Consider the following 12,763-nt stretch of genomic DNA (forward strand, 5'->3'; position numbering starts at 1 on the left):
CTCAATGACCGATGCTTCGATCGATCGCGGGTGACCGTCCAACAAAAAACCGCCAGAGGGATCTCTGGCGGAATCTGAACGCGCGCGGCACATCCACAGGCAACCGAAGACAGAACGGAGTGTAGTCCGAGTCTCGCAGGAATGACAGTCAATTCTCGGCGCAGTCCCCGCCGGTCAACGCTCCCGCGGCTATCTCAATGGACGCGTGCGCTATAGCGTGGGCGTCGGCGCGGCCTCGGGCACCGGCTCGCCCATCACCACTCGAAGTCGATGCGTAGCGCCGTCGTCGACCAGCGGGATCGACCGGGCGTCGACCCGGTCGCCGTCCAATACCGCCTCCGCGACGCCGCGGTTCGTACGACCAGGATTTTCCACCGTGATCTCGTAGAGGCTCCGGCCATAGCGCCACCGCACCACGAAGCCGTTCCATGTTCCGGGAACGCACGGTGCCACTGAAAAGCGCTGGCCACGACGCCTGAGTCCGAGGATCGACTCGAGGCCGAGGCGATACATCCAGGCGGCAGACCCGGTATACCAGGTCCAGCCGCCACGGCCGATATGCGCCGGGTGCGTGTAGACATCGGCCGCCACGACGTAGGGCTCCACCTGGTAGCGCTCGACATCGGCCGGGGTGCGATTGTGATTGATCGGATTCAGCATGTGGAAAAGCTCGACCGCCTCGTCTCCGCTACCGAGGTGCGCCATCGCCATCACCGTCCAGATCGCGGCGTGCGTGTACTGACCTCCGTTCTCGCGCACCCCCGGTATGTAACCCCTAATGTAGCCAGGGTCGAGCGACGACTGGTCGAACGGCGGGGCGAGCAACTGAATCACGCCGGTGTCGCGTCGCACCAGCTGCATGCGAACCGCGTCCATGGCGCGCTCGGCCCTGCGCCGCGGCGCCACTCGCGAGAGCACGGCCCAGGACTGCGAGATCGCGTCGATCCTGCACTCCTGCGCTTGGGCCGAGCCGAGCGGGGTGCCGTCGTCGAAGTAGGCGCGGCGGTACCAGTCGCCATCCCACGCCTGCTCGAGCATCGTCGCCATTCGCTCGCGCTCTCCGGCCCAACGGACTGCGCGCGCCGTGTCCCCGCGCGCTCTCACCAACGCGGAGAAATCGTGAAGGATCTTCGACAGGAACCAGCCGAGCCAGACGCTCTCGCCGCGGCCCTGGTGTCCGACACGGTTCATGCCGTCGTTCCAGTCCCCGGTGCCGATCAGGGGAAGGCCATGCGCGCCGACGGTGAGCCGACGCTCGATGGCGCGGATGCAGTGCTCGTAGAGTGTTCCGCTCTCCCCCCTGGTCGCGGGCTGACCGTAGGCCTCCAGCTCGCCGGGTTGGAGTATGGGCGACTCCAAGAATGGCACGGGCACATCGAGCACCGCGTGATCCCCAGTGTGCTTCACATAGTGGGCCACGGCGTACGGCAGCCACAGCAGGTCGTCGGAGCACCGGGTGCGCACGCCGCGCCCGCTGTGCTCGTGCCACCAGTGCTGCACGTCGCCTTCGATGAACTGGCGTGAGGCGCAACGCAGCAAGTGATCGCGGAGGAGGTTCGGCCGCGCGAAGCCGAGCGCCATCACGTCCTGGAGCTGATCGCGGAAGCCATAGGCGCCGCCCGGCTGAAAGAAACCAGTGCGACCCCACAGCCGCGAGCTCACCGCCTGGTAGAGCAGCCACCGATTCATGATCAGGTCGAACGAATCATCCGGCGTCTCGATCTGCACGGCGCCGAGCAACTCGTCCCAGCGCTGCTCGACCTGCTCCAACGCCGAGCGCGCGGCGCGGACGCTGCCAAGCCGGCTCGCCAGTGCCAGCGCGTGCGCGCGGTCGTCGCCCTGGCCCAGCAGCACCACGACCTGCTTGGTCTCGCCGGGATTGAGATCAACACGGATCTGAAGCGCGGCGCACGGATCGAGGCCGGCGCCGAAGCGCTGCCCCAGGGAAACTCGCTTGAGCGCAGCCGGTCGCCGCAACGAGCCGTTCCGCCCCAGGAATTCGAGCCGGTCGGCTGTTGCCGAAGCGGGCGGCTGGCTTGCGTGCGCGAACGCCACGCGGCCCATGAAGTCCGAGTTGTAGGTATTGCGAGCCAAGACGACGCTCGTCTCAGCGTCCTGCTCGGTGACCACGAAGCGCTGCTCGCCCGCGCGCGGCGGGCAGAGCGCCCACTCGTTGTAGGCAAATACGCTCAGGCGCCGTGGGAGCGCGGTGTGGTTGGTCAGCGAAACCAGAGAGAGCTTGACCGGCTCATCGGCGTGCACGAACACCGCCAGCTCGCAGGTGACGCCGTGATCGCGGTGGGCGTATCGCGTGACCCCGGCGCCATGACGCGTGACCCAGCGGCCGCCCTCGGGCGCTCGCTGGAGCGGGCCCGGAGTGGCGCCCCATACCTCCGCGGAATCCTCGTCGCGTAGATAGAGGGCCTCGCCGCTGAACTCGCTAACCGCGTCGTTACCGAACGGGGTCAGACGATTCTCTCGACTGTTCCCGGCCCAAGTCCAGGCCGAGCCGGTGGCACCGACCACGGTACCGAAGCGCTCGTTCGCGATCACGTTCACCCACGGCTGCGGAGTGTCGGCATCGCCCTGAAGCACGATCGCGTACTCGCGCCCTCCGGCGGTGAATCCGCCGAGTCCGTTCGCGAGCGCGAGCGGCGGCGCTTCGACCTCCGCCGCGGCATCGTTGGTCGTTTCTCCCTCTGACAGCGAGGGCGACACCAGTGGCTCCGGCCAGGTCGGCTCGGGGTAGGGAAGGCCGAGCTGGTCCGCGAGGTCGCCGCGCTCGCCGCTCAGCACCGCACGCGCGACCGCCAGCAGGACCGTGCGCTCCGCCTCAGGCATGCCGTCGCCGCGCAGCAGGAACACTCCGCCGGGGCGCTGTCTCCACGCGGCCCACGGCCCCTTCTCAAGCAGGCCCTCGAGCTGCTCGTGCATCTCGTCCAGATAGCTCACCGGATGCTCGTTGAGAATGACGACGTCGGCACTGAGGCCCTTCAGCCGCCAGTATTCCTGCGCGCGCAGCGCTTGGCGCACCAGGGAAAGATCGCCCTCCTCGACCACGCGCACGATCAGGATCGGGAGATCGCCGGAGATGCCGTGGGCCCAGAGGCCGGCTTGGCCGAGGGTGTTGCTCGCGAAAATCGTGGGGGAGGCACGGAGCGCGGCGTCGGTCCAGAGCACGCGCGAGGCGAGCCGCTCGTAGAGCTGCGCTTCGTCGGTCGAGATGCCAAGGTGACGCAGCAGCAGCTGGGTCTGGGTGGCCGCGAGCGCGAAGGTGCGGGCGGCCGAAGTCGGATCGTCGTATTTCTCGGCCAGGGCTAGGGCGGCGGCCCTGGTCGCTGCGACGCCGGTCGCAAATGCGAGGCGCACCTGCCCTCCGGGGGCGATCCGCACACGGCGGCGCAGGCTCAGGACCGGATCGAGCACCGCGCCCGTTGTGCCCGAGAGCGCCCGGCCGTCGAGCGCGATAGGATTCTCGGGCGTGCGCCCGCGCCCGAGGAATCGCTTGCGGTCGGTCTCCCACTCGATGGCGCCGTGGACACCGCCCTCGGCGCTCAGCACGTGCACCGCCCACGGCGCCTGCTCGTCGGGCGAGCGCGGGCGGCGGCCGCACAGCAGGGCCATGCACTCAGGGCGGTACTCGGTCTCGAGGAAGAGCTTGAGGAACGCGGGGTGGGAGAGGTCCTCGGCGTGCGGAGCGAGCACGATCTCCACCAGGCTCGTGACCTCGATCTCGCGCAGGAGATCGGTGTGATTGACCAGCGACACTCGGCGCACCTCGACGTCGTCCTCGGGCGAGACCGTGACCTCGAGCCGGGTTTCGATGCCGTCGTCCGTACGTACGTAAAGGGCCCCGTCGGCGCGATAGGTCACCCGGTAGCGTTCGGGCTCGCGACAGACCGGCTGGTGGGCGGCCGACCAGATCAGGCCGCTGCGCACGTCCCGTAGGTAGATGAACTGGCCCCCCGGATCGCAGGTCGGGTCATCGCGCTGCCGAGTCACAGCGCGTCCACGCCAAGTACTCGCGCCGCCCCCGCCGTTCGTCACCACAGTGGTGTATTGGCCGTTCGACAGGAACTGCGCGCTCGGGTAGAGCGTGTGCGGCGAGCTGAAGCGCCTCGGCGACAGAACGGGCGCCACCGGCTCGACACGCGTGGACTCGGCCGGACGCGGCCGGATGACGGGCACGAAGCGCGGCACGCGCTCCTGCAGCAGCGGCTCGGTAGCCTGCACGCGGGGATCCGAATGGAAGCGGCGCACCATCGGGGCGCCGAGCACGGCGTTCGCGAGCGCGCCCAAGCTCATGCCCTGATGGTGGGCGAAGTATGCCCGCACGCCGTGGAAGCGAGCATGGTCGGGCGCCGCCTCGCCTTCGAGAACCGGACCCTTGCGTGGCGTGTAGTCGAGTGCCTCGTGGAACCCGAACCGCCCCACGGCCCCCTCGCGTGCGAGGCGGCGGAAGTTGGCCGCGGCGGCGGCGGGATCGACCAGGGCGGCAAGCGCGGTGGCGTAGGGCGCGATGACCAGGTCTTCGCCGAGCCCGCGTTTGAGCCCGAGGCCGGGGACGCCGAAGGCCTTGTACTGGTAGGTTCCGTGCGGGTCCACGGAGTCGAAGGCCGACTCTGAGATGCCCCATGGCACCCGGTGACGTTGTCCGTAGAGAACCTGCGCTCGCACCACCGCGCGGCATGTGTTCTCGAGCAGGGTCTCGGGATGGCTGCGAAGCATCAGCAGCGGCATCAGGTACTCGAACATCGAGCCGCTCCAGGACACGAGCGTGGTGGAGCCCTCGACGCTCACGAGGGCGCGCGAGAGCCGGAACCAGTGCTCCTGGGGCACGTCACCGCGGGCGATGGCGATGAAGCTCGCGAGGCGGGCCTCGGACGCCAGCAGATCGTAGTACGAGGCGTCGAGGCGACCAGGCCCCTCGGCATCCGCCAGACGGTAACCGATCGAGAACGCGCCGCGCGTGCGGTCGTACAAAAACGTCCAGTTGATGCCGTCCGCGAGCGCGTCGCAGCGGCGGGCGAGATTCTCGAGTCGTTCGCTCGGCACATTGGAGGGCGTTGGGAGACCGTGCGCCGGGGCGAGCGCCTCGTCGAGCAGGCGACCCCATACGGTGATGTCGTCGGCCTCGGGACCGGCGGGCGCCACGGCGGCGACCCGCTCGAGCGCCGTGCGCACGCCGGCAAGGTGGCGCGCTGCGGCCGCGAGGCGCTCGGTCGCCGGCCCCTCGCTGCCCAGCGCGGCGCGCAGCGTGTCGAGCTCGCCCTCGGCGAGCGCGCAGGCGGCCCGCAGAGGCGCGGCGCCGTGCGCGTGACGCCCTAGCGTCGCGAGCGCGTCGTCCAACACGCCCGCCGTGTCGGCGACGCCCGCCCCGATTCGATCGTCGTCACCCCTACCCGCGGCGAGCTCGCGCAGCCCGGCCGAGAGCGTCATGAGCACACCGGCGAGATTGCCGCTGTCCACGGTTGATACGTAGCGCGGCACAAGCGGCGCGAGGCTTTCCGTGTCGTACCAGTTCAGCAAGTGTCCTTCGTAACGCTCCAACGCCTCGACGATCTCGAGCGTGTTCTCGATCCGGTCGGTGAAGAAGGCGGTCCCGATGTAGCCAAGGTCGTGCGCGGCGAGCGTCGAGAGCAAGCCCATGCTGATGTTGGTCGGCGACGTGCGGTGCGCGATGCGCAGATCTGGATTCTCCTGCACGTTGTCGGGCGGCAGCCAGTGATCGTGCGCCGTGGTGAATCGCTCGAAATAGTGCCAGGTCCGGCGCGCGATGCGGCGCAACTGTTCCGTGTCTTCCGCGCCGAGCGCCAAGCGCCGCGGGACCACCGGCCGGCTGAGCCACCACGCGACCAGCGGCGAGGCGAGCCAGGCTGCCAGGAACGGCAGCGCCAGCGGCAACGCGGTGGCCCGGAGCGGCACCACTCCCAGCAGCAAAACCAGGGCGGCCGCGGGGCCCGCCCACATCTCGGCGATGAAGACGCGCGGGCCCTGGCGCGCGAGCAGCCCGGCGGCGCGGGCGGCGGTCGCGGCTGCGGTCTCCCACTCGAGCAGCCGTCGCTGCGTGATCACCATACGGACGAGGGACAGGACGATGGCGTGCACCATCTCGAGCGCGTGATAGGGGAGCAAAACGATCTGGAGCAGCACCTGAGCGCCGGCCGTCTGCAGCTCCGCCCACACGTCGTGCAGGAACACGCCGAGCGGCTGCAGAGGACGCGGGCCGCCGGCGAAGTGCACCAGGGGCGGGGCCAACGGAAACCCGAGCACCGCGAGCGTCGCCACGGTCCAGGCGAGCGGCGAGCCCGGGAGCCAGGTCCACGCCGAGGCCAGCACCGCCACGAGCGCCGGTGCGAGCAGGCTGCGGCGCAGGTTGTCGAGGACCTTCCAGCGGCTGATGAGGGGCAGCTGGGTGCGTTCGAGGCCGTGCCGCGTCGGCGTCACCGGGAGGAGGCAGAACAAGATCTGCCAGTCGCCGCGCACCCAACGGTGCTGACGCCGAGCGTGGGTGAGCACGCTCGAGGGAAAGTCGTCCACGACCTCGATATCCGAGATCAGCGCGCAGCGCGCGAACAGGCCCTCGAACAGGTCATGCGAGAGCATGGCGTTCTCGGCCACCCGACCCTCGAGCGCTGCCGAGAAGGCATCCACATCGTACAGCCCCTTGCCGGTGAAGATGCCTTCAGCGAAAAGGTCCTGGTACGTGTCGGAAACCGCGGTCGTGTAGGGATCGATGCCGGTGTGCCCGGCGTAGGCCCGGGCGAAGAGCGAGCCGGCCGCGCTCGCCATCGTGACGCTGACCCTGGGCTGGAGGATCCCGTAGCCCTCGACGACGCGCCGGAGCGCGTGGTCAAAACGCGGACGATTGAGCGGGTGCTCGATTACACCGATTAGTTGCCGCGCCGCATCGCGCGGCAGGCGGGTGTCACTGTCGAGCGTGATGCAGTAGCGGACGCGCGGCAGGATCTCGGGATCGCCCACCCTCACTGTGAAACTCGTATCGGTGGCGCCCCGCAGCAACCGGTTGAACTCCTCGATCTTGCCGCGCTTACGCTCCCAGCCCATCCAGACGCCCTCGCTGCCGTTCCAGCGGCGAGCGCGATGGAAGAGGTAGAAGCGGTCGGCCGCGCCGGGCGCGTAGCGCGCATTGAGTGCCTCGATCGCCGCGATCGCTGCCCCGAGTACCTCGTCCTCGCCCGCCAGGTGCTCGCACGGCGCGTCCGGGAAGTCCGTGAGCAATGCGAAATGGATATGCGGATCCATATTGCCGAGCGCGTGCACCTCGAGGCGCTCGACAAGAGCCCGCGCGCCCTCGACCGAGGAAACGAGGGTGGGAACAATGACCATGGTCCGAGCGTGTTCGGGCACGCCGCCGCGCAAGTCGAGGCGCGGCAGCGGCCACGGCCTCGCGATCCGGTGGACCACCCGGTGCATGAGCGCCACCGCGAATTCGCTTACGGGAATGAGCGCGAGCGCGCCGACCCAGATCCACATCCACTGCGGTGCCCGCGCCGCTCGCGCCGCCGCCACCGCGGTCGCCACCCCGATCCCCGTGAGCGCGGCGAGAGAGCCGAGGTAGATGGGCGTGGCATGCTCAAACACCAGGCGCTTCAGGCGTATCGGCAGTCGGGGGTGGTGGGCGACGTCGCTCTCCAGCTCGCGGCGGCCGCGTCCGATCAGGTGGTAACCTACGTGTGCGGTTCTGGAATCGGTGCCCAGCTTTTCCGCCGCCTGACGGGCGCTCTCGATGGCGCGCAGCGCGACCCTCACTTGGGCCTCGCCGGTCGGGTCTGCCAGCGCCTCGACCGCGTGGCGGTAGCGATCGCGGCTGTTGAACTCCATCCGGCGGTAGACGCCTTGTGGATCGCGCTGGAGGATCTGTTCGATCAGGCTGACGCCCTCGACGTACTCGTTCCAATCGAGCGTGGCGCACAGCCTGAGGCTGGTGATGGAGTTGCCCATCGAGAGGTTGTTCATCGCCTGTCGCTGATGCTCGGCGCGCACGGCGTCCTCCACCGTCGTGCTGGCGGCATCCAGCCGCACCTCCAGCTGCCTCCTGAGCCCGGCGGCGCCGGCGCCGTACTCTCGCATGCGCTGCAGCAGTTGGTCCACGAACGCCACGTGGAGGACCTCCGGAAGGAGGGGCACGCGGCCGCTTTCCCGCGCGCTCTCGAAGTCGGCGAAACATCGATCCGCCTCGAGGCGGCCCGCGCGGCTGTCGATCAATTCCTCGGAGAGCCGGCGCAGGTGCTCGATCAGCGCGAGCTTGAGCATGCTGGGCCACGCCCATAGCTCGCCAATCGTGAGGGGTGCGACGGTTTGATAGGCGTAGATGAACCGGTTTAGCCGGCGAGCGTCGAGTCGTGCGTCGCTGTAGCGGAGCAGCTCCACCGCCATGGCGTATACGCGAGCGGTCCCGACGAGTTCGCGCGTGGCGAGCTTCGGAAGCTCGAGGTAGTACCGAGTCGGAAGGTGATGGCGTATCTCGCGTATCTCGCCTTCGACCAGGTGAAAGTTGTCGAGCAGCCACTCTGCGGCGGGCGCGATCGGCTCGCCGTGCCGCACGTCGCCGGCCAGAATGCGATACGCGTCACGGAGTACGCGCGTATCGTCGGACAGGCGGCGCAGCAGCCGGGGGGGGCCACGCCGCGGGTTTCGCGAGAGCGTGAATCCGGCGTTCTTCCAGGCGCTCGACGCCGAGGAGCTCGCCGTGCAGTGGGCTGGAGTCAAGGCCGATCAGCGATTGGTGGGCCGGGGCCGCATGGGGAGCGGCGCGGGACGGCGTGTCGTGAGTGCCTAGCAAAGGCCTGTAGTCCTTTCGGAAAGGACCGCGGGGAGCCCGCGGCCCCGATCAGGGCGACCAACCTATAGTAGCAGGGATGGGGCAGTTGGACCTTCGTCCCGAGCGAGAGTGCGCACGTGGGATCGACCGCTTTGCTGGAATTAGGGTCGGAACACGTCCGCGCTGACGTAGCGCAACCCCGAGTCGACCACGATGGTGGCTACGGTCGCCTTGGAGCCGAGGCGTTCCGCCACCCGGATCGCCGCAACCACGTTCGCGCCCGTTGACGTTCCCGCAAAGATCGCCTCCTCCCGCGCCAGACGCCGCGCCATCTCCTTCGCCTCTTCCGTGGTCACCGTGAAAATCTCATCGACCTCGTTGGGCTTCCAGAGTGGAGGAATGAAGCCGATGCCGATCCCTTCGATCTGATGGGACCCTGAAGGCTTGCCCGAAAGGACGGCGGACTCGGCGGGCTCTACCGCGAAGACGCGCACCTTGGGGTTGTGGCGCCGCAGTGCGTGGGCCGTACCGTGGATCGAGTGCGCCGTGCCGACGGACTGCACGAAGGCATCGACGCGCTTGCCGGTCTGCTCCCAGATCTCTTCACCGAGCGGGTGGTAGCCGTCCTCCCCGTCCCGATTGTTCAACTGATCGCACGACCAGTGTCCTGGCCGGCGACCGATCTCTCCCGCGGTTCGGATCATCGCCTTGATCAGTTTTTCCGTGATCTTCCCGTTCTCGCTCGGCACATCCGTGATCTCTGCGCCAAGGGCGCGCATCGTGCAGCGCTTCTCGTCACTGAAGGCGTCCGAGAAGACAAAGTGGGTCCGATATCCAAGCGCGGTGCACGCGAGCGCGAGGGAGATGCCGGTCGTGCCGGCCGTGTACTCGACGACCGTACCTCCGGGCGACAGCCGTCCGTCCGCGGCCGCGCGCTCGATCAACGCCCTGGCCATGCGATCCTTCATGCTTCCCGTGGGATTGGTCGATTCCAGCTTCGCTACGACGCGGGCGGACCCAGCCGGCACGACATGGCGAAGCTCGACCAGCGGAGTGTTCCCGATCGCGTCGAGAATCCTCAGGCTTGGCGGGCCCGCGGCGCTGGCCGGTGCCGACGGCATCAGCCTTTGACGATGCTGGACCACCGTTCCTTCCTCTCTTCGGTCGAGGTCTCTTCGATGCGCGTGGCAATCGTCCACACGTGTCCCATCGGATCGATAATCCGCCCGGTGCGGTCCCCCCAGAACTGATTCTTCACCGGGAGCAGGACCTTCGCGCCCGCAGCAACCGCCCGCTCTACTACCTTGTCGACGTCCTCAACGTAAACAAAGATTACGACCGGCGAGCTGCCGTCCGGCTGGGGAGCACGGCTCGCGAGGGTCGGCCACTCCGCTTCGATGATGACCATCGCGCCGCCGATCGACAGCAAGGCATGCGCCACGGTGCCATCCGGACCTGATCGGCTCCCCAGCTCCGCGGCGCCGAACGTCGTCTTGCAGAAGTCGACCTGCACCGAAGGGTCACGGCACACCAGCATCGGAATCAGAACGGAGGAGTTTTCGGGTATCGGTTTGACATGGCTCATGGTCGTTCGCCCTCCACTGTCCAAGAGTAGTCGCCTGGCTCGCCACACGCACGGCTTTCGTACTGGACATCACCTCCGCACACCCTTAGGTTTCGGGCATCATGCGCACTGTTGTTCGGTCTTGCCTGCGGAATTTTCGCATTCACGATCGCGGCGGGAGCCGTGGGCTCCCTTGCCGCCGCGTTCGTCATCGCGGTCATCGTCGCGGCGCTCGTCGGATGGGCCTGGCGGGCGCGCCCGCTTGTCCCGATCGACGAAGCCGCCAGCCCACGCGGACTCAAGATCGTCGCGCTCGTGGCGACGGTCGCGGCCCTGGTTCAGCTCGCGCGACTCGCGGTATTCATGGTGGACCCGACGAAGCCAGGCTACTCCCAAGTTCCCGCCAGCGACTGGGAGGTCCGCCACTCCTGCCTCTCGGCCTACTTCGTCGCCGCTCGCGCTGCGGATCACGTGCCCAACATCTACGCGGATTCGCTCTACACGAGCCCTGATGACGATCCGACCACCATACGAAAGGCGCGGATGATCGGTCCGTTCAAGATCGATGTGTACGAGTACCCGCCGCCGTTCCTTCTCTTGCCGCGAGCGCTTCGGACCGTATTCCCGGATTTCCTGCGGTTCCGCATGATGTGGTTCGGATTGAATTCAGCCGTCATTCTCCTGGCCATGCTGGTTCTAGCCCGCGGTCTGGGGCCCGCCGCGGGAACGCGCGCACTGCTGCTCTCACCGCTCATGTGGGCCGCAGCTCCGACTCTGAGCGTGCTGCAGAAGGGCAATGCGCAGGCATTGGTGATCGCGATCTCGATCCTCGCCATGGCGCTCTTCGAGCGCCGACGATGGGGGATGGGCGGAGCGCTCCTCGCCTATGCCACGGTGAGCAAGCTCTACCCGGGCCTTCTCGTCGTGTACCTGATCGCGCGGCGTGAGTGGCGCGCCGTGGCCTGGACTGCGGGGATGAGCGTCGCCCTGGCGGCCGTCACCGTGATCGATATCGGCTCGGCACCCTTCGTGGCATTTCTCGACCATCTCCCGGGCCTCGTCGGCGGCGAGGCGTTCCCCGCATTCCGCAATCCAATGGCCGTTGCGATCAACTACTCGATCCCCGGGCTCGTGTTCAAGCTCAAGCTATTCGGCGCGCCGGGAATGACATTCGCCGCCGCGAAGGTTGTCGGATGGATCTACACGCTGATCCTCCTCGCGGTCATCGTCGCCATCGGTAGGCGTCCGGTGGCCGCGCGCCAGAAGCCGCTGGTGTGGCTGGGAATCATCATCCTGGCCACGCTGCGCAGCCCATTTCTCCCGCAGGGCTACGCCGGGTTCCCGGCGCTCGTCCTTTTGGTGCTGCTGGGGGCGATGTCCGCTCTAACGCCGAAGACGCTTGCCGCTGTTCTGCTGACCTGGCTCGCGCTCAACATCGCGTGGCCGATGGACTGGCCGATGGATCCCAGGCTGCTTGCTTTGCTAAGCACGATTCCGCAGGTCGTGACGATCGCGCTTGCGATCGTAGCCCTCAGGCGAAGCGGCCGAGAAGCCGCCATCGCCGCCACGACGTGAAGCCAAGAGCGCTCGCGCTAGCACTCCTTGTGTTCCTCCTCGCCTCGCCGGCGACGTCGCTCGCGCTCGGGGAACCCGATTCGGTCCTCAAGCCGCTCCTCCCGCGCCTCGCGCGCGGCAATCGAACGGTCACCGCATTTCGGGACGTCAACGTGATTCCCATGGACTCGGCGCGCGTTCTCCCTCATCAGACCGTCGTCGTCAGCGGGTCGCGCATCGTCGCATTCGGGCCGGCGGCCAAGACCGTGATCCCGACCGGTGCGACCGTGATCGACGGTACCGGGCGCTATCTGATTCCGGGTCTCATCGACATGCATTTCCACATGCCGTCGCCGGGGATCAACTGGACCGAAGTCGATGCGTATCTGGAATTCTTCGTCGCGAACGGGGTCACCACCGTGCGGAGCACGATCGGCTCGCCCGATCACCCGATCGTACGGCGCCGAATGCAGCGCGGCGAGATTTTGAGCCCGTCTCTCTACCTTGCCTCGCCGCCCATCGGCGCGAAGAACACCGCATCGCCCGAGGAAGGGCGGCGCAAGATCTTTCACTACCGCTCCGACGGCTTCGACTGCATCAAGCTGTTCGAGATCGCCGACACGACCCTGTTCGGCGCCGTGACCGGAGCATGCCGCGAGGCGTGGCTCCCATGCTTCGGGCACGTCGATCGTGCGTTGGGCCTGGCTCGAGCCCTTCGATCGATGCGCTCCATCGAGCACCTGGGTCCCTACCTGACGCCCGAGGGGACGCCCGTGCCGACCCTGGCAGGGGACGTCGCGGCCACCCGCGCCGCGCGAGTCTGGAACTGCCCGACGCAGTTCTATTATGACTCCGAGTAC

Annotated in this window: 5 protein-coding genes; 1 reads left to right on the top strand and 4 read right to left on the bottom strand. The window is 68.0% G+C overall.

The window, feature by feature from the left end; all coding sequences use genetic code 11:
* Window positions 1-210 precede the first annotated feature (210 nt).
* The 3 genes from E6K79_09125 to E6K79_09135 form a co-directional block, all read right to left on the bottom strand.
* Window positions 211-8,568: a hypothetical protein gene (locus E6K79_09125; protein TMQ63797.1), complete on the bottom strand. Its 8,358-nt coding sequence runs from the start codon at window positions 8,566-8,568 to the stop codon at window positions 211-213.
* 378 nt (window positions 8,569-8,946) lie between these two features.
* Entirely contained in the window at window positions 8,947-9,906 is a 960-nt protein-coding gene (locus tag E6K79_09130) for a cysteine synthase family protein (GenBank protein ID TMQ63905.1), read from the bottom strand.
* On the bottom strand, window positions 9,906-10,370 hold the full coding sequence (locus E6K79_09135; GenBank protein ID TMQ63798.1) for a VOC family protein: 465 nt from the start codon (window positions 10,368-10,370) through the stop codon (window positions 9,906-9,908). The genes E6K79_09130 and E6K79_09135 overlap by 1 nt, the downstream gene beginning before the upstream one ends.
* Window positions 10,371-10,478: 108 nt before the next feature.
* Here E6K79_09135 and E6K79_09140 point away from each other — a divergent pair, with 108 nt between their 5' ends.
* Window positions 10,479-11,924: a DUF2029 domain-containing protein gene (locus tag E6K79_09140; protein TMQ63799.1), complete on the top strand. Its 1,446-nt coding sequence runs from the start codon at window positions 10,479-10,481 to the stop codon at window positions 11,922-11,924.
* A gap of 17 nt (window positions 11,925-11,941) precedes the next feature.
* Here the strand turns inward: E6K79_09140 and E6K79_09145 are convergent, their stop codons facing one another.
* The gene (locus tag E6K79_09145) at window positions 11,942-12,643 is read right to left on the bottom strand and encodes a hypothetical protein (GenBank protein TMQ63800.1); all 702 of its coding nucleotides are present in this window, start codon (window positions 12,641-12,643) and stop codon (window positions 11,942-11,944) included.
* Between the last annotated feature and the right edge of the window lie 120 nt (window positions 12,644-12,763).

This window comes from Candidatus Eisenbacteria bacterium, assembly GCA_005893305.1.
GTDB lineage: Bacteria > Eisenbacteria > RBG-16-71-46 > SZUA-252 > SZUA-252 > WS-9.